Genomic DNA, 17,070 nt, shown 5'->3' with positions numbered 1-17,070 from the left:
CATTCCGCGAGGCCCTGGACGTCTGGCACCCGGGCCGGACGGCCAGGGTGCGCTGTCGGCAGGTCCTCGGACTGACCAAGTACGCAAATGCGTACCAGTACACCGTTGCGGGACAGTTCCGGATTTGCACCGGATTCCCCTGCGGCGACAGCGAGCATGAGCATACATCTTGTGCCGGGCTGTCGTGGTGCCCCCACATGTTGTGTCGCATCCGTACCGGAGTGTGTGTGCTGGGTAGTTGCTTCACCGCGGGCCGGCCGGGGCCTGTCGCGCGGTTCCCCGCGCCCCTGAGGGGAGCTGCGGATGCCGTAGGCCGGAACCGCGAGGCGGTCGTGGGCATTCCCCGGAGCCACGAAAACGGGCCGCCGGGTTTCCCCGGCGGCCCGTCCAACGTCGTTCGGCTCAGTGCGTCGAGCCCGCCGTCGCCGGGGGCAGTTCGACCTCCACGCCCGGGTCGCCCGCGTCCGCCGTGTAGTCCCGCGGGGACGTCTCGTCGACCCCGTCGGGGGCCTTCACGGCCCGCAGGACGAGCGTGAGAACCACCGTCACCGCCACGTTCAGGACGAAGGCGGTGAGGCCGATGTAGCCGATCTCACCGATGGCGGGGATCTCCTTGGAGCTGCCGCCGAAGTGCTTCTGGGTGGGGGAGGCGACCCCGTACGCGGCGAGCGTGCCGTACACCATGCCGGCGGCCCAGCCCGCGAGCAGCGCCCAGCGGTGGAACCAGCGCGTGAACAGTCCGCCCACCAGCGCGGGGAAGGTCTGGAGGATCCAGATGCCGCCGAGCAGCTGGAAGTTGATCGCGACCGTCTTGTCCATGGTCAGGACGAAGACCAGCGCGCCCACCTTCACCAGGAGCGAGACGATCTTGGAGACCTGCGCCTCCTGCTTCGGCGTGGCGTCCGGCTTGATGAAGTCCCGGTAGATGTTGCGGGTGAACAGGTTCGCGGCCGCGATCGACATGATCGCCGCGGGGACGAGGGCGCCGATGCCGATGGCCGCGAACGCCACGCCCGCGAACCAGTCCGGGAACATGTCCTCGAAGAGCTGCGGGATGGCCAGCTGGCCGTTCTTGACCTTGACCCCGGCGGCGATCGCCATGAAGCCGAGCAGCGCGAGCAGCCCCAGCATCAGCGAGTAGAGCGGCAGGATCGTGGTGTTGCGGCGGATCACCTCGCGGCTGCGGGAGGAGAGGGTCGCCGTGATGGAGTGCGGGTACATGAAGAGCGCCAGCGCCGAGCCGAGGGCCAGCGTGGCGTAGGTCCACTGGCCCGCGTCGCCGGGGACCAGCGCGCCCGTGGGCTTGCCGGCCGCGTTGGGCGTCTCGAACTTGTGCCGGGCCGCCGCGAAGATGTCGTCGAAGCCGCCGAGCTTGACCGGGATGTAGATGATCGCCACCAGGATGACGATGTAGATCAGCGTGTCCTTCACGAACGCGATCAGCGCGGGGGCGCGCAGACCCGAGGAGTAGGTGTACGCGGCGAGCACCGCGAACGCGATCAGCAGCGGCAGGTCCTTGACGAACCAGTTGCCGGAACCGCCGACGCCCATCACGTCGAGCACCGCCTGGATGCCGACGAGCTGGAGCGCGATGTAGGGCATCGTGGCGAGGATGCCGGTGACCGCGACCGCGAGCGAGAGGCTCTTGGAGCCGAACCGGCCGCGGACGAAGTCCGAGGTCGTCACATAGCCGTGCTTGTGCGAGACCGACCACAGCCGCGGCAGGAAGGTGAAGATGAGCGGATAGACCAGGATCGTGTACGGCACCGCGAAGAACCCGGCCGCGCCCGCCGCGTACACCGCCGCCGGGACCGCGACGAAGGTGTACGCCGTGTAGAGGTCGCCGCCGAGCAGGAACCAGGTGACCCAGGTGCCGAAGGAGCGGCCGCCCAGGCCCCATTCGTCGAGGCTGTGCTCGTTCTCGGCGCGGCGCCAGCGGGCGGCCATGAAGCCGAGGACCGTGACGGCGAGGAAGAAGAAGATGAAGACGCCGAGCGCGACGCCGTTCACCCCGTCGCCTGCTGCGAGAGTCACTTGCCCTCACCCGCCTTGCGGCCCTGCTGGTCGCGCTGCCACAGCTTGTACGCGAGCATCGTGAGCGCGGTGGAGATGACCACCCACAGCATCTGGTACCAGTAGAAGAAGGGGATCCCGGCGAGTGCCGGGTCGGCCTTCGCGTACGAACCGACCCACAGCATCGCCACGAAGGGCGCGATCAGGCAGAGCGCGATGACCACGCGCACCGGCGTGATCACCGCTCTCGGCGTTTGCGTTGTTTCCGGCATGGTGGCTTTCGTCCCCTCGCAGTGCTCACCTGTTGCAATGCGCACGAAATCTAGGGGACGGAATCCCGCCATGGAAGACCTGTACCGGATACCGGACGTCAGCCGGTGAGGAGGGTCGGTCCGTGGGCCGCTTGAGGCGGGCCACGCTGTGTTGTCCCGGGGGTAACCCCCGGACCCCCAGCCGGTCGCGGGCCGGGCCGCCTCAGTCCGTCGGGCGCTTCAGTCGCGCGACGAACTTGTAGCGGTCGCCGCGGTAGACCGAGCGCACCCACTCCACCGGCTCGCCGTCGCCGTCCAGGGAGTGCCGGGAGAGCATCAGCATCGGCAGGCCCACGTCCGTGCCGAGCAGTCCGGCCTCGCGCGGGGTGGCCAGCGACGTCTCGATGGTCTCCTCGGCCTCGGCGAGCCGCACTCCGTACACCTCGTTGAGGGCGGTGTAGAGAGAGGTGTACTTGACGAGCGAGCGGCGCAGCGCGGGGAAGCGCTTGGCCGACAGGTGGGTGGTCTCGATCGCCATCGGCTCGCCGCTCGCCAGGCGCAGCCGCTCGATGCGCAGCACCCTGCCGCCCGCGGCGATGTCGAGCAGCCCGGCGAGCGTGTCGTCGGCCGTCACATAGCCGATGTCCAGGAGCTGCGAGGTGGGCTCCAGGCCCTGGGCGCGCATGTCCTCGGTGTAGGAGGTCAGTTGCAGGGCCTGGGAGACCTTGGGCTTGGCGACGAAGGTGCCCTTGCCCTGGATGCGCTCCAGGCGCCCCTCGACCACCAGCTCCTGGAGGGCCTGGCGCACGGTGGTGCGGGAGGTGTCGAACTCGGCGGCCAGCGTGCGCTCGGGCGGCACCGGGGTCCCCGGCGGCAGGGTCTCCGTCATGTCGAGCAGATGCCGCTTGAGGCGGTAGTACTTGGGCACGCGAGCGGTCCGGGCGCCGGGGCCCGCCTCTGTCTCCGTACCGCTCCCGTCGGTGGCCATGGCCCGCCTTCCCGAGTGCTGCGCTGCTGCCGTCACCGGCTCCTCCGTCTGTCGCGGCTCACATGGTGGCACGGACCGGTCACGGGTCGTCGCCCTCCCTCAGGTGTCGGTCCGATAACGGACGCGACAGCCCTTCTTATACACCCTTGACACCCCTAAAGGTCTAGGCCAAGCTCCGGGTACTGGTCTAAACCATTAAAGACCAGGTCCCAGCCCCACAGGCAGTACACGTCGTATGTCTTCGCGGTGGGCGGGGGGTTGCAGCATCCCTGAGGAGGGTGGCGTGAAGCGCAAGCTCATCGCGGCGATCGGCGTCGCGGGCATGTTGGTCAGCATCGCGGCGTGTGGCTCCGACGACAAGAAGGACGGGGCCGAGGGCGGGGACGCCAAGCAGCTGACGGTCTGGCTGACGGTCGACGCGCAGAAGAACTGGCCGGACCTGGTCAAGGCCGCCGACGACGCGATCGTCGCCAAGCACCCGGGCCTGAAGATCAACCACGAGTACTACGGCTGGCCGGACAAGAACGCCAAGCTCGACGCGGTGCTCGCCACCGACAAGGCCCCCGACGTGGTCGAGATGGGCAACACCGAGATGCTCGCCTACTCGGTCAAGGGCGCCTTCGCGGAGATCGACCCGTCGAAGTTCGACAACTCCTCCGCCTGGCTCGACGGCCTCAAGGCGTCGGTCACCTACGACGGCAAGACCTACGGCGTCCCCTACTACGCCGGTGGCCGCACGGCGACCTGGCGCAAGGACGTCGCCGCCGAGGCCGGCGTCACCGCCACCCCGAAGACGTACACCGAGCTGACCGCCGACCTGGACAAGATCCAGGCGAAGAAGGGCGACAAGTTCAGCGCCTGGTACCAGCCGACCCGCGACTGGTACGCGGCCATGTCGTACGTGTACGACGCCGGCGGCTCCATCGCCAAGGAGGACGGCGGGAAGTTCAAGGGGAACCTGTCCTCGCCGGAGTCCCTCAAGGGGCTGAACGAGTACAAGAACATCCTCGGCAAGTACATGCACGGCGACAAGACCAAGGACGAGGCCGACCGGCCGATCGTCTACGGCCAGGGCAAGTCCGCGCTCGTCTTCAGCCCCGCGTGGGAGGGCGCCAACGCCGCGCTGCCCGAGAACGACAAGGTCGGCAAGCTCGCCGACAAGCTGGAGTCGTTCGTGATGCCCGGCCCGTCCGGCAAGGCCATGCCGGTCTTCCTCGGCGGCTCCGACCTCGCCGTCCCGGTCAAGTCCAAGGCGCAGGCGCTCGCCGCCGAGTGGATCAACGCCTTCACCGGCACCCAGGGCCAGAAGGGCCTGGTCGCCAAGCAGAACCTGCCCAACAACAAGACGGCCCTCGCCCCGCTGAAGTCGGACCCGAAGACGGCCGTCGCGGCCACCGCGGCCGAGTCCAGCTGGTTCGTGCCCATGGCCCCGGGCTGGGGCCAGGTCGAGAAGGCCAAGGTCCTCCAGGACATGCTCCAGGCCATCGGCACCGGCAAGAAGTCGGTCGAGCAGGCCGCGAAGGACGCGGACGCCGCGATCGACAAGGTCATCAACACCAAGTGACCTGTGGGCGGGGGCCCCGTCGTCGGTCAACGACGGGGCCCCCGCCCGGCCAGTACCGAAAGAGGGACCGCTAGGAGCGCGCGATGAGTGCCGCAGAGACAACCACCGCCAAGGTGCCGCCGGCGCGGCGCGACCCACTACCGGGTGGGGAATCCGGGAAGCCGAAGAGGCCGGCCAGCAAACGCGGAGCGGGACAGGCGGCGGTGCCCTGGGCGCTGCTCGCCCCGTGCCTCCTGGCCCTGGCCCTGGTCCTCGGCTATCCGCTGGTACGCCTGGTCACCCTGTCGTTCCAGAAGTTCGGCCAGCCTCAGCTGTGGGGCTTCAAGGACCCGGAGTCGGCCGGCTTCGACAACTTCACCAACGTCCTGGGCGACAGCGAGTTCTGGACCGTCGTCGTGCGGACCGTCCTGTTCGCCTTCACCGCGGTCGTGCTGACCATGGTGCTGGGCATGCTGATCGCCCTGCTGCTCCAGCGGGTCTCCGGCTGGGTCAAGACCCTGGTCAACATCGCCCTGGTGGCGAGCTGGGGCATGCCGATCGTCGTCGCCATCACCATCTTCAAGTGGATGTTCGACAGCGACTTCGGCGTACTGAACTGGCTGCTCAGCCAGGTGCCCGGGGTCGACATGATCGGCCACAACTGGTTCGCCAGCGGCACCCAGGGCCTCGCCGTGATCATGCTGCTCGTGGTCTGGGGGGCGGTGCCGTTCGTGGTCATCACCCTGAGCGCCGGTCTCACCCAGGTCCCCAAGGAGCTGGAGGAGGCCGCCCGGCTCGACGGCGCGGGCTCGTGGGGCGTGTTCCGGCACGTGACCCTGCCGATCCTCAAGCCCATCATCGTGATGCTGGCGACCCTCTCGGTCATCTGGGACATGGGGGTCTTCCCGCAGGTCTTCGTGATGCGCGGCAACCACCCCGAGCCGGAGTTCCAGCTGCTCACCACGTACTCGTACGACAAGGCGTTCGTGGTCAACGACTACTCGCAGGGCTCGGCGATCGCGCTGCTGACCGTGCTGCTGCTGCTCGGTGTGATCGCGGTGTACATGCGGCAGATGCTGAAGATCGGGGACGTCGAGTGAGCGCGGTGATCGGAAAGGACGGGGCACCCATGGCCTCCTCGGCCCAGGCGCTCGCGCGCCCCCGCAAGAAGAAGTCCAAGCTCGGCTGGAACCTGCTCGGGCTGCTGGTCTTCGCCACCGCCGGCTTCCCCGTCTACTGGATGCTCAACACGGCGCTCAAGCCCGCCAAGGACGCGATCGACCCGGACCCGCACTTCTTCCCCCGCACGCTGACCACCGAGAACTTCCGCCGCGCGCTGGACATCGGGGACTTCTGGGGCTCGATCGGCCGGTCGCTGATCGTCTCCGTCGTGGTCGTGGTGATCGGCATCGCGGTCGGACTGCTGGCGGCGCTCGCCATCTCGCGGTTCGCCTTCCGGGGCCGGAAGATCGTGATCATCGGCATCCTGGCCGTCCAGATGGTCCCGCTGGTCGCGATGATCATCCCGGTCTTCCTGCTCCTCAACGACCTGGGCCAGTACGACAAGCTCTCCGGTCTGATCCTCACCTATCTGACCTTCATCCTGCCCTTCACGGTCTGGACGCTGCGCGGCTTCATCGTCAACGTCCCCAAGGAGCTGGAGGAGGCGGCGATGGTCGACGGGTGTAGCCGTACCGGCGCGTTCGTCCGCGTGGTCTTCCCGCTGCTGGCCCCCGGCATGGTGGCCACCTCGGTTTACGGCTTCATCCAGGCGTGGAACGAATACCTCTACGCCCTCATGCTGATGAGCCAGAACCACCAGACCGCCACCGTGTGGCTGTCCAACTTCACCACCCAGCACGGCACCGAGTTCGCCCCCATGATGGCCGGCTCCACCATGATGGCCGTCCCCATCGTGGCTCTCTTCCTCCTCGTCCAGCGCAAGATGGCCGCGGGTCTGACGGCCGGCGCAGTGAAGGGATAACGCCGCCCCATGACGACGATCGCACGCAGCACCGACACACTCACGCGCGACGCCCTCACCGTCCTGCAGCCCGGCTTCGTCGGCACGACCGCCCCCGGCTGGCTGCTGCGCCGGATCGGCGAAGGCCTCACCTCGGTGGGCCTGTTCGGCCGGAACATCGCCACGGCGGACCAACTGGCCGCCCTGACGTCCCAGTTGCGGTCCGAGCGGGACGACGTCCTGGTGGCCATCGACGAGGAGGGCGGCGACGTCACCCGTCTGGAGGTCCGTACGGGCTCGTCCTTCCCCGGCAACCTGGCGCTCGGGTCGGTCGACGACACGGAGCTGACCCGGGCGGTGGCGCACGAGCTCGGCCGCCGCCTCGCGGTCTGCGGGGTGGACCTCAACTGGGCCCCCTCCGCCGACGTCAACTCCAACCCGGGCAATCCGGTCATCGGGGTACGGTCGTTCGGCGCCGACTCGCAGCTGGTGGCGCGGCACACCGCCGCGTACATCGAGGGCCTCCAGTCCGCCGGGGTCGCCGCCTGCACCAAGCACTTCCCCGGCCACGGCGACACGGCGGTCGACTCGCACCACGCGCTGCCCCGCATCGACGTGGACCTCGAGACCCTGCACGCCCGTGAGCTGGTGCCGTTCCGCGCGGCGATCGCCGCGGGTTCCAAGTCGGTCATGAGTGCGCATATCCTGCTTCCCGCGCTCGACCCCGCCCGCCCGGCGACGCTGAGCCCGCGCGTCCTGACCGGACTGCTGCGCGAGGAACTCGGCTACGACGGGCTGATCGTCACCGACGCGGTGGAGATGCAGGCCATCGCCTCGACGTACGGAATCGAGCGCGGCTCGGTCCTCGCGATCGCGGCCGGCGCGGACGCGCTGTGCGTCGGCGGCGGCCTGGCGGACGAGGACACCGTGCTGCGGCTGCGCGACGCCCTGGTCGCGGCGGTACGCGGCGGGGAGCTGCCCGAGTCACGCCTGGCCGACGCGGCCGAGCGGGTGCGCGCGCTGGCGTCCTGGACCCGGCGGGCGAGGGGGGATGCGGCGGGGCCGGGCGCGGAGCCACAGGAGGGGACCGCGCCCGGCTCCGGTACCGGTACTCGCTCCGGCTCCGGTACTGGTTACGGCTCCGGTACGGGCTCTGGTAGCGGTACTGGTTACGGATGCGCCACCGGCGGCGGGTCCGACATCGGTCTGGTCGCTGCGCGGCGGGCGCTGCGGGTCACCGGGGACGGGCTGCCGCTGGCCGCGCCGCCCCATGTGGCCGCCCTCACCCCCGTCGCGAACATCGCGGTCGGGGACGAGACGCCGTGGGGGGTGGCGGCGGAACTCGCGGCGCTGCTGCCGGGGACGTCGACGGGCACCTACGGCCCGTCCGTGGACCCGTCCTCGGTGCTGGCCGCGGCCGGGTCCCGCCGGATCGTGGCGGTGGTACGCGACGAGCACCGGCATCCGTGGATGGGGGCGGTCCTGGACGCGCTGTTGTCGGCGCGGCCGGACACGGTGGTGGTCGAGATGGGGGTGCCGCAGGCTGTGGCGCGGGGGGCGGTGCATGTGGCTACGCATGGGGCGGCGAGGGTGTGCGGCCGGGCGGCGGCCGAGGTTCTTTCCCCCACCCCGCCCGTCTCCTGAACCCCTCGGGCGGGGGGCCCTTGCCGGGGCGGGTGCTCGTCTGCGGGCCGGTGGAGGGTCGCTCGCGCGGTTCCCCGCGCCCCTTTCGGGGCGGGAGTGCTCCTGCGCGCGAGCAACCCAGCACGGTCCGCAGCCGAAGGAGGGTTTGGGGGCGCGGGGAACGGCGCGACCGGCCGACCACGACCCGCAGAAGAGCACGGGGTCAGGGGCGCGGGGAACTGCGCGACCAGCCCTCCACCGGCCCGCGGGCGAAAGAGGGTTCGGGGGCGCGGGGAACTGCGCGAGCAGACCCACCGGCCCGCAGGTGAAGGGGGCGGGGGAGCGGGGCGCAGCCCCGTCCCCCTGTGCGGGGTGCGGTAGGGGCTACAGCCCCTGCCAGGACGGCTTGTTCGCGTATGTGTGGCGGAAATAGTCCGCCAGCTTCAACTTCGACGCCGCCCCCTCATCCACCACAACCGTCGCATGCGGATGCAACTGAAGCGCCGACGCCGGCACCACGGACGCCACCGGCCCCTCCACGGTCTGGGCCACCGCCTCCGCCTTGCCCTCGCCCGTGGCGAGCAGCACCAGGTGCCGCGCCTCCAGGATCGTGCCGATCCCCTGCGTGATCACGTGGTGCGGCACCTGCGCGATGTCGTCGTCGAAGAAGCGCGCGTTGTCCACCCGCGTCTGCTCCGTCAGCGTCTTGATCCGGGTACGGGAGGCGAGCGACGAGCACGGCTCGTTGAAACCGATGTGCCCGTCGGTGCCGATCCCGAGGATCTGGAGGTCCACGCCCCCGGCCGCCACCAGCGCCCGGTCGTACGCCTCGCACGCCGCCTGGACGTCCGCCGCCGAGCCGTCCGGCCCGATGAACGAGTCGGGGCCGAGTCCGAGCGGCTCCACGACCTGGCGGATCACGGTCGCGCGGTAGGACTCGGGGTGCCCGGTCGGCAGCCCGACGTACTCGTCGAGCTGGCACACCCGCGCCCGCGAGACATCCACCGCGCCCGCCGCGACCTTCGCCGTCAGCGCGTCGTAGATGGGCAGCGGGGTCGAGCCGGTGGCCACGCCGAGCAGGGCGTCGGGCTTGCGCCGCCACAGCGCCGCGATGGATTCCGCGATGAGCTCGCCGCCCGCCTTGGCGTCCGGGACGATGACAACTTCCACGTGGGCCTGCCGATCTGGAGAGGACGTGACTGATCAGGGTGGTATAGACCAATCTAGCAGAGCGGGCACCGCTCCCGCTGGCGGTCGCACCGGCTGCCATGGTCGACTTGAAGGGTTGCGGCACCGCGTACAGAGACCGCCCCTGGGAGGCATTCCGTATGGCGTCGACACAGACCGGAGCACCCCACAGCGAGCAGCCCGGCCGGATCATGCGCGGGGAGATGGCCGAGCAGCCGGCCGTACTGCGCCGCATCCTCGCCGAGGGGGCCCCGCGCATCCGCGAGGTGGCCGCCGCGATCGCCGCGCGCGCCCCCCGCTTCGTCCTGCTGACCGCCCGAGGCACCTCCGACAACGCCGCCCTGTACGCCAAGTACCTGCTGGAGATCCGGCTCGGGATGCCCTGCGGGCTCACCTCGATGTCCACCACCACCGCGTACGGCGCCCGCCCCGACCTCGGCGACGTCCTCGTCATCACCGTCAGCCAGTCCGGCGGCTCGCCCGACCTCGTCGACTCCACCCGGGCCGCCCGGCGCGCGGGCGCGATCACCCTGGCCGTCACCAACAACGCCGACTCGCCGCTCGCCGCCGTCTCCGAGTACCACATCGACATCCTGGCGGGGCCGGAGAAGGCGCTGCCCGCGACCAAGACGTACACCGCCTCGCTGCTCGCCCTCTACCTCTTCGTGGAGGGGCTGCGCGGCGGCGACGTCTCGGCGGCCGAAGCGCTGCCCGGGCTCGCGGACCGGGTCCTGGCGCGCCAGAGCGAGGTGCGCCGGCTCGCCTCCCGCTACCGCTTCGCCGAGCGCATGGTCATCACCTCGCGCGGCTACGGCTACCCCACGGCCAAGGAGGCCGCCCTCAAGCTGATGGAGACCAGCTACATCCCGGCCCTGGCGTACTCCGGGGCCGATCTGCTGCACGGCCCGCTCGCCATGGTCGACAACATCTCGCCGGTGATCGCGGTCGTCACCGACGGCCGTGGCGGCCAGGCGCTCCAGCCGGTGCTCGACCGGCTGCGCGGCCGGGGCGCCGACCTCTTCGTCGTCGGCCCCCAGCCGCAGGTGGAGGCGGCCTCGGCCGGGTTCGTGCTGCCGGTCGAGGGCGTCCCCGAGGAGCTCCAGCCGGTCCTGGAGATCCTTCCGCTGCAACTCCTCGCGTACGAGGTGACCATCGCCCGGGGCCAGGACCCGGACGCCCCCCGCGCCCTGGCGAAGGTGACGGAGACCCGCTGACCGGCCGGAACGGGCCGAGGAGTGGAACGGACTAGGCGTAACGCCCCGCGCGTGGCAGGCTCGTACCGCCTGGGCGGGGCCGTCAAACGGATGGACAGCGAGAATGGTCTAGTCCACAATGGCCCCAGCAGGCCCCCGGCCTCCCCGCACAGGAGGCCGGACCGAGGAACCCGGCGCTCTCTGCCCTGACAGCGCCGAGGACCTCCCGTAAGGCCGAGGGGCACCGCACACCCGTCGGCCGGCAGTTCCGGGCTGCGGTGCCGGACGGGCCGAGGGTCCCGCCCCGGCGCCGTAGCCCGCGCGGGTACCCTCGCTGACGTGCCCTCCATGAACGACCTCGTACGCCAGCACACCGCTCTCAGTGAATCCGACCTGGAGTGGCTCCATCTGCTGGTCTCGGAGTGGCAGCTGCTCTCCGACCTCTCCTTCGCCGACCTCGTGCTGTGGGTGCCCACCCTGGACGGCACCCGGTACGTCTCCGTGGCGCAGATGCGGCCCAACACCGGCCCCACCTCCTACCAGGACGACATGGTCGGCCACCTCGTCCCGCGCGGCCGGCGCCCGCTGCTCGACGCCGCCCTGGACGAGGGCCGGATCGTGCGCGAGGGCGACCCGGAGTGGCGCGAGGAGGTGCCGGTGCGGGTCGAGTCCATCCCCGTACGGAGGGAAGGACGCGTCCTCGGAGTGATCGCGCGCAACACCAATCTGCTCACCGTGCGTACACCCTCGCGCCTGGAGCTCACCTATCTCCAGTCCGCCTCCGACCTCGCGCAGATGATCGCCGCCGGCTCCTTCCCCTTCCCCGGGCAGCAGGTCGACATGGACGCCTCCCCGCGCGCCGGGGACGGGCTGATCCGGCTGGACGCGGACGGCATCGTCCAGTACGCCTCGCCCAACGCGCTCTCCGCCTACCACCGCCTGGGGCTCGCCTCCGACCTGGTCGGCCAGCACCTGGGCGAGCTCACCGCCCAACTCGCCCCCTCGCGCGGCCCGGTGGACGAGGCGATCGCCAAACTGGCCAGCGGCTACGCTCCGCGCGAGACCGAGGTCGAGGGCAGCGGCGGGGTCATCCAGCTGCGCGCCATCCCGCTCAAGCCCAAGGGCACCCGGATCGGTTCGCTGGTGCTGCTGCGGGACGTGACCGAACTGCGCCGCCGCGAGCGAGAGTTGATCACCAAGGACGCCACCATCCGGGAGATCCACCACCGGGTGAAGAACAACCTCCAGACGGTGGCGGCCCTGCTGCGCCTCCAGGCCCGGCGGATCGACTCCGCCCAGGGGCGCGAGGCGCTGAACGAGGCGGTACGGCGGGTCGGCTCCATCGCGATCGTGCACGAGACGCTCTCGCAGAACCTGGACGAGCGCGTCGAGTTCGACGAGATCGCCGACCGGGTGCTCGCGATGGTGGCGGAGATCTCCCCGGGCAAGGTCGCCTGCCGCCGTACGGGACGCTTCGGCATCCTGGACGCCGAGGTCGCCACCCCGCTCGCGATGGTCCTCACCGAGATCCTCCAGAACGCCCTGGAACACGCCTTCGCCCAGGGGGAGCAGGGCACGGTGGAGGTCGCGGCGGTGCGCGGCGGCACCCGTGAGGACGCCCGGCTGCTGATCACCGTGCGCGACGACGGGCGGGGGCTGCCGGAGGGCTTCGACCCCCAGACGGCCGGGAACCTCGGCCTCCAGATCGTCCGCACCCTGGTCGAGGGCGAGCTCGGCGGCGCGTTCGACATGGTGGCGGCGCCGGAGCGGGGCACCCAGGTGGTGCTCGACGTACCGGTGCGGGCCGACAAGTAACGCGCGAAGCGCGCCGCACAGAGCAGCGAGCCCCGGACCGAGAACGGTCCGGGGCTCGAATGCTGTGGGTTACTTCTGCTGCGCGCTGCGGCTCGGGGGGCGGTAAGTGCGTACTCGCTGTACGCGCCGCGCGGGCCTAGGCAGGAGGGGGGATCAGGCGGTCGCGTTGCGCGCCCGGTTGCGAGCGGCACGGCGCTTCATCGCGCGGCGCTCGTCCTCGCTGAGGCCACCCCAGACGCCGGAGTCCTGGCCGGACTCGAGCGCCCACTGCAGGCACTGCTCCATGACGGGGCAGCGGCGGCAGACGGCCTTGGCTTCCTCGATCTGCAGCAGCGCAGGACCGGTGTTGCCGATGGGGAAGAACAGCTCGGGGTCTTCCTCACGACAAACGGCGTTGTGACGCCAGTCCATGGCTGCTACCTCTCTTGGTGGTACGTATGGGTGCTTGTGAATGTGAACGCTTTCACGAATCCCTCCGCAAGGGAAGGGCCGACTTCCAGTTGGACTGGTTGTGGGTCCGGAGTTTGAGGAGGGGTTCTGGCTCTCACGGAGGCTGGTGTTGCGGGCCGTCCCGATCGCCATGTAGAGATTCGCAAACCTCGGCGGCGGATACAACCCCTTCCGGAAAGTTTTTTTTGATTCCTTGGTGTCGACTGAGTCACAGTCGTACTTCTATGGGGTGGGGCCCAGCCCAAACGTTCGAGTTAAAGGACTTTCGGCCCTTCCACTCACACAATCACACGCAGTGCACGGCGTACGCCTGTGAACGTCACGCTCGTACGCAGACCCAGGTGGTCGCCGTCCATCTGGAAGGGCAGCGGGGCCTTGGAATGCAAGGTGAAGGCCGTGAGGTCATGCAGTGAAACCGCGTGTTTGCCGTGGGGACCCTTCTCGGGGGTCGAGGTCAGCAGCTGGGTGGCGTAGCGGGCCGCCGAGGAGGTCGAGAGTCTGGAGAGCGAGAGCACGTCGAGGGCCGTCTCGAAGGACGCCTCCGGGGTCGCGTACACCGGCCGATTGCCCAGGTAGGTCCAGGGGGAGGTGTTGCAGACTATGGACATCACCAGGTCCTCGACCGGGTCCTGCCCGGGCCGCTCCAGGGTGATCGTGCCGTGCCGCCGGTGCCGCTCGGCGAAGAACTGCCGGGCCACCTGGCGCAGGTACAGACTGTGGGTGGAGCGTCTGCCGCGCTCGCGCTGCTGTTCGACCCGGCCGACGACACCCGCGTCGAACCCGAGTCCGGCACAGAAAGTGAACCAGCGGTCCGGGACGCCCTCGTCCTCGGTGCCCGGTGTGCCGGCCGCCAGCCCCAGGCTCACCGTGCGCCCGCGCCCCTCGCGCAGGGCGTCGAGCAGTATGCCGGTCGCCTCCACGGGCTCGTTCGGCAGCCCGATCGCGCGGGCGAAGACATTGGTGGAGCCGCCGGGGACCGCCGCGAAGCTCGGCAGGTTCTCCGGGTCGGGGCCGTTGTGCAGCAGTCCGTTGACGACCTCGTTGACCGTGCCGTCACCGCCGAGCGCCACGACGAGGTCGATGTCACTGCTCTCCGCCGCCCGCCGCCCGAGGTCGCGGGCGTGCCCCCGGTACTCCGTGGTCACGGCCTCCAGCTTCATCTCGCTGGCCAGCGCGTGGATGAGGACATCACGGGTGCGGGCACTGGTGGTGGTAGCCGCCGGGTTGACCACGAGAAGTGCACGCATGGTCGCCAGAGTACCTACCGGGTGGTACCGGGCACAGTCCAGCCCCCTCGCCGCGGCCCCCCGGGCCCGGGCGGCGGGCGGGGGCGAGGGCTACCCTGCTGGGGTGAGTACTGAGCAGCACCCTGACAGCGAGACCGGCACCGGAGCCCCCGAGGGGCCGCGTCCCCGGCGGCTGACGACGGCCGCCGCGATCGCCGCGATCGAGGGTCTGGCCCTGGTCGGCGGCGGCCTCTTCATGCTCGTGATGGGCCTGGTGGGCAAGCCCGACCAGCCCCGGCAGGCCGTGACGGGCGGGGTGACGCTGATCGTCCTCGGGCTCATCCCGCTGGTCGCCGCGCGCGGGCTGCTGTTGCGGCGCCGCTGGAGCCGGGGGCCCGCGCTGATCACCCAGATCCTGGCGCTTCCGGTGGCCTGGATGTTCCTGACCTCCGACGGCCCGGCCATCCCGGTGGGGATCGTGACGGCCGTGCTCGCGGTGACGGGACTGGTCCAGCTGGTCAACCCGGCCACGGCCGAGGCACTCGGCGTGAGCGGAGCGGGTGGGACCCGGCAGCCGTAGGCGGGCCGTGCGCAGTGCGGGGAGGCGGCCACGCCCGCCTTGCGGTGATGTGACCGGCCGACGCCCGTCCGCGGTGATGTGAGCGGCCGACTGCACTGCCGTCGCCGCCCGTCCTCGCCTTGCGGCCGTACGTAGCGGCGCCCGCCCGGCCGCCGCGCCCCCGTGGCAGGACCGGAGCCCGCGAGCTGCGAAGTGCGCACACCGGACCCGGACACCCGCGGACCCGGCCGGGCACCCGGCCCGGGGCGGGCCCTCCCCCTCTACTCCTCCACCAGCAACTTCTCCCGCAGCTGCGCCAGGGTCCTGGCCAGCAGGCGCGAGACGTGCATCTGCGAGATGCCGACCTCCTGCGCGATCTGCGACTGGGTCATGTTCCCGAAGAAGCGCAGCAGCAGGATCCGCTTCTCGCGCGGCGGCAGGTCCTCCAGGAGCGGCTTGAGCGACTCCCGGTACTCCACGCCCTCCAGCGCCTCGTCCTCCGCGCCCAGGGTGTCCGCGACCGCCGGTGACTCGTCGTCGGTGTCCGGGACGTCCAGCGAGAGCGTCGAGTAGGCGTTGGCCGACTCCAGGCCCTCCAGGACCTCCTCCTCGGAGATGCCCAGGCGCTCCGCCAGCTCGTGCACCGTGGGCGAGCGGCCGTGCTGCTGGGAGAGCTCGGCCGTGGCCGTGGTGAGGGCCAGGCGCAGCTCCTGCAGGCGCCGCGGCACCCGGACCGCCCAGCCCTTGTCGCGGAAGTGCCGCTTGATCTCGCCGACGACCGTGGGCGTCGCGTACGTCGAGAACTCGACCCCGCGCTCCGGATCGAACCGGTCGACCGACTTGATCAGGCCGATGGTGGCGACCTGGGTCAGGTCGTCCAGCGGCTCGCCGCGGTTGCGGAACCGCCGGGCCAGGTGCTCGACCAGCGGAAGGTGCATCCGGACGAGCCGGTTGCGCAGCTCGGCCTTCTCCGGCGAACCGTCCGGGAGCTTGCGCAGCTCGATGAACATCGCCCGCGCCCCGCTGCGGTCCTGCGGATCGTGCTGGTGGTGCGTGTGCTCGATGTGCTCGCTCATGTGGGCCGCCCGCTCTGCCTGCCGCGTCTGCTCCGCCACGGCCTCAAGGCCGTCAAGTCCGTCCACCGGGTGCGGCCGGGCCTGCTGCTCCGGGACACCGATGGAGAGCGGCTCCTCCGAGTGCGACTCGGGGATGCGCCTGTCGTCCCGCACCGGACCGTCCCCGCTCACGCCGGTCCGGGTCCCGCGCCGCGCTGTTTGTACAGGCTGATGGAGACCGTGCGGTCGTCGGCGACCGAGGAGTCGACCTTGCCGGCGAGTGCCGAGAGCACCGTCCAGGCGAAGGTGTCGCGCTCGGGCGCCCGGCCGTCCGTGGTCGGCGCCGAGACCGTGACCTCCAGGGAGTCGTCGACGAGACGGAAGACACAGCTCAGCACGGAGCCGGGGACGGCCTGCTGGAGCAGGATCGCGCAGGCCTCGTCGACCGCGATACGCAGATCCTCGATCTCGTCGAGGGTGAAGTCCAAACGTGCCGCGAGACCGGCCGTGGCCGTACGCAGCACCGACAGGTAGGCACCCGCGGCCGGCAGCCGGACTTCCACGAAGTCCTGGTTCCCGGGCTCGCCTGCGATCTGGGACACCCTCACCTCCAAGGTGCACAAGCTCTCTCGGGCCCCGGCGGAGGGGACGCCTCCGGGGCCATGCGGTACGAAATGCGGTGATCGTGCGTCGTCCACGCGATCGTGGTGCTCGGAAGGGCGACGCTATCGCGATCCATGGTGCCGTGTCGCCGGGACCCCTCCCGGCAGGTGTCACTCATGGTAAGCATATGAGCACGGACAGTGGCTAGAGGTGTGCGGTGCCCAATTGCTGTGAACCGGCGCCGGGTTGACGTACCCAGGGCGGAGGGTGTCGAACCGTCCGGATTCTCCCGGCTTCCCGCCTCACACCAGTGCGTTGTCCACGAAGCACCAGCGCCAGTCCTCGCCCGGCTCCAGGGTGCGCATCACCGGATGCCCGGTGGCGAGGTGGTGGGAGGTCGCGTGCCGCATCGGCGAGGAGTCGCAGCAGCCCACATAGCCGCACACCAGACAGAGCCGCAGCTGTACGTGATGGGTGCCCGCGGCCAGGCACTGCGGGCAGGTGTCCGTCAGCGCGGGGGGCTCGGGGCGCGGCAGTTCGGCAACGTGGGGGCACTCGCTCATGATTGCCAGGTTACGACGGTCGGGCTGTGAGGTGGCT

16 protein-coding genes and 1 riboswitch are annotated in these 17,070 nt (G+C 70.6%); of the genes, 7 read left to right on the top strand and 9 right to left on the bottom strand.

Translation table 11 applies throughout. The features are described 5' to 3' along the window. Positions 1–40: 40 nt before the first annotated feature. A riboswitch (cobalamin riboswitch) is annotated at positions 41–164 on the bottom strand. 238 nt (positions 165–402) lie between these two features. The 3 genes from mctP to ACZ4MU_RS05545 all read right to left on the bottom strand — a co-directional run bounded on the left by mctP (position 403) and on the right by ACZ4MU_RS05545 (position 3,252). After that, complete coding sequence (gene mctP / locus ACZ4MU_RS05555) at positions 403–2,010, bottom strand: monocarboxylate uptake permease MctP (protein ID WP_467872227.1); 1,608 nt, start codon at positions 2,008–2,010, stop codon at positions 403–405. Between the two features lie 20 nt (positions 2,011–2,030). Beyond that, the gene (locus ACZ4MU_RS05550; RefSeq protein ID WP_467871303.1) at positions 2,031–2,285 is read right to left on the bottom strand and encodes a DUF3311 domain-containing protein; all 255 of its coding nucleotides are present in this window, start codon (positions 2,283–2,285) and stop codon (positions 2,031–2,033) included. A 202-nt stretch (positions 2,286–2,487) separates the two neighbouring features. Further along, a complete protein-coding gene (locus ACZ4MU_RS05545; RefSeq protein WP_358832380.1) occupies positions 2,488–3,252 on the bottom strand; it encodes a GntR family transcriptional regulator in 765 nt (254 codons plus the stop codon). A gap of 283 nt (positions 3,253–3,535) precedes the next feature. Between ACZ4MU_RS05545 and ACZ4MU_RS05540 the strand changes: the two genes are divergently transcribed. The 4 genes from ACZ4MU_RS05540 (at position 3,536) to ACZ4MU_RS05525 (ending at position 8,402) form a co-directional block, all read left to right on the top strand. Beyond that, a complete protein-coding gene (locus tag ACZ4MU_RS05540) occupies positions 3,536–4,816 on the top strand; it encodes an extracellular solute-binding protein (RefSeq protein ID WP_467871301.1) in 1,281 nt (426 codons plus the stop codon). 83 nt (positions 4,817–4,899) lie between these two features. Next, positions 4,900–5,895 carry a carbohydrate ABC transporter permease gene (locus tag ACZ4MU_RS05535; RefSeq protein WP_467871299.1) on the top strand — a complete coding sequence of 332 codons (996 nt, stop codon included), beginning with the start codon at positions 4,900–4,902 and terminating at the stop codon, positions 5,893–5,895. Positions 5,896–5,924: 29 nt separating this feature from the next. After that, a complete protein-coding gene (locus ACZ4MU_RS05530) occupies positions 5,925–6,779 on the top strand; it encodes a carbohydrate ABC transporter permease (RefSeq protein ID WP_467871297.1) in 855 nt (284 codons plus the stop codon). Positions 6,780–6,788: 9 nt separating this feature from the next. Further along, positions 6,789–8,402, top strand: a complete 1,614-nt coding sequence (locus tag ACZ4MU_RS05525) for a glycoside hydrolase family 3 protein (RefSeq protein ID WP_467871294.1) — start codon at positions 6,789–6,791, stop codon at positions 8,400–8,402. A 363-nt stretch (positions 8,403–8,765) separates the two neighbouring features. On the opposite strand, the gene nagB is transcribed toward ACZ4MU_RS05525, so the two are convergent. Further along, positions 8,766–9,551 carry a glucosamine-6-phosphate deaminase gene (gene nagB, locus ACZ4MU_RS05520; RefSeq protein ID WP_467871292.1) on the bottom strand — a complete coding sequence of 262 codons (786 nt, stop codon included), beginning with the start codon at positions 9,549–9,551 and terminating at the stop codon, positions 8,766–8,768. 158 nt (positions 9,552–9,709) lie between these two features. Between nagB and ACZ4MU_RS05515 the strand changes: the two genes are divergently transcribed. Continuing rightward, complete coding sequence (locus ACZ4MU_RS05515; protein ID WP_467871289.1) at positions 9,710–10,783, top strand: SIS domain-containing protein; 1,074 nt, start codon at positions 9,710–9,712, stop codon at positions 10,781–10,783. 327 nt (positions 10,784–11,110) lie between these two features. Beyond that, on the top strand, positions 11,111–12,577 hold the full coding sequence (locus ACZ4MU_RS05510; protein WP_467872224.1) for a sensor histidine kinase: 1,467 nt from the start codon (positions 11,111–11,113) through the stop codon (positions 12,575–12,577). Positions 12,578–12,730: 153 nt separating this feature from the next. On the opposite strand, the gene ACZ4MU_RS05505 is transcribed toward ACZ4MU_RS05510, so the two are convergent. Then, positions 12,731–12,988 (bottom strand): WhiB family transcriptional regulator, encoded by a 258-nt coding sequence (locus ACZ4MU_RS05505; protein ID WP_004937597.1) that lies wholly within the window; start codon positions 12,986–12,988, stop codon positions 12,731–12,733. A 317-nt stretch (positions 12,989–13,305) separates the two neighbouring features. Next, positions 13,306–14,274 carry a diacylglycerol/lipid kinase family protein gene (locus ACZ4MU_RS05500; RefSeq protein ID WP_467871287.1) on the bottom strand — a complete coding sequence of 323 codons (969 nt, stop codon included), beginning with the start codon at positions 14,272–14,274 and terminating at the stop codon, positions 13,306–13,308. 103 nt (positions 14,275–14,377) lie between these two features. On the opposite strand from ACZ4MU_RS05500, the gene ACZ4MU_RS05495 reads away from it, so the two are divergent. Next, on the top strand, positions 14,378–14,833 hold the full coding sequence (locus tag ACZ4MU_RS05495) for a hypothetical protein (RefSeq protein ID WP_467871284.1): 456 nt from the start codon (positions 14,378–14,380) through the stop codon (positions 14,831–14,833). Positions 14,834–15,093: 260 nt separating this feature from the next. On the opposite strand, the gene ACZ4MU_RS05490 is transcribed toward ACZ4MU_RS05495, so the two are convergent. From ACZ4MU_RS05490 to ACZ4MU_RS05480, 3 genes are all read right to left on the bottom strand, one after another. Next, complete coding sequence (locus ACZ4MU_RS05490; protein ID WP_467871281.1) at positions 15,094–16,041, bottom strand: RNA polymerase sigma factor SigF; 948 nt, start codon at positions 16,039–16,041, stop codon at positions 15,094–15,096. A gap of 14 nt (positions 16,042–16,055) precedes the next feature. Beyond that, on the bottom strand, positions 16,056–16,469 hold the full coding sequence (locus ACZ4MU_RS05485; RefSeq protein WP_067163834.1) for an ATP-binding protein: 414 nt from the start codon (positions 16,467–16,469) through the stop codon (positions 16,056–16,058). A gap of 303 nt (positions 16,470–16,772) precedes the next feature. Beyond that, positions 16,773–17,033 (bottom strand): UBP-type zinc finger domain-containing protein, encoded by a 261-nt coding sequence (locus tag ACZ4MU_RS05480; RefSeq protein ID WP_467871278.1) that lies wholly within the window; start codon positions 17,031–17,033, stop codon positions 16,773–16,775. Positions 17,034–17,070: the final 37 nt, after the last annotated feature.

This window comes from Streptomyces sp. NPDC026377 (assembly GCF_055567715.1).
This window is presented reverse-complemented; position numbering and strand designations above follow the sequence as displayed.

Bases quoted from the DNA above. Each gene is read 5' to 3' on its own strand.
- ACZ4MU_RS05515 (WP_467871289.1), top strand. From the start codon at position 9,710: ATGGCGTCGACACAGACCGGAGCACCCCACAGCGAGCAGCCCGGCCGG.
- ACZ4MU_RS05545 (WP_358832380.1), bottom strand. From the start codon at position 3,252: ATGGCCACCGACGGGAGCGGTACGGAGACAGAGGCGGGCCCCGGCGCC.
- ACZ4MU_RS05530 (WP_467871297.1), top strand. From the start codon at position 5,925: ATGGCCTCCTCGGCCCAGGCGCTCGCGCGCCCCCGCAAGAAGAAGTCC.
- ACZ4MU_RS05480 (WP_467871278.1), bottom strand. From the start codon at position 17,033: ATGAGCGAGTGCCCCCACGTTGCCGAACTGCCGCGCCCCGAGCCCCCC.
- ACZ4MU_RS05535 (WP_467871299.1), top strand. From the start codon at position 4,900: ATGAGTGCCGCAGAGACAACCACCGCCAAGGTGCCGCCGGCGCGGCGC.
- ACZ4MU_RS05525 (WP_467871294.1), top strand. From the start codon at position 6,789: ATGACGACGATCGCACGCAGCACCGACACACTCACGCGCGACGCCCTC.
- ACZ4MU_RS05550 (WP_467871303.1), bottom strand. From the start codon at position 2,285: ATGCCGGAAACAACGCAAACGCCGAGAGCGGTGATCACGCCGGTGCGC.
- ACZ4MU_RS05510 (WP_467872224.1), top strand. From the start codon at position 11,111: ATGAACGACCTCGTACGCCAGCACACCGCTCTCAGTGAATCCGACCTG.
- ACZ4MU_RS05500 (WP_467871287.1), bottom strand. From the start codon at position 14,274: ATGCGTGCACTTCTCGTGGTCAACCCGGCGGCTACCACCACCAGTGCC.
- ACZ4MU_RS05505 (WP_004937597.1), bottom strand. From the start codon at position 12,988: ATGGACTGGCGTCACAACGCCGTTTGTCGTGAGGAAGACCCCGAGCTG.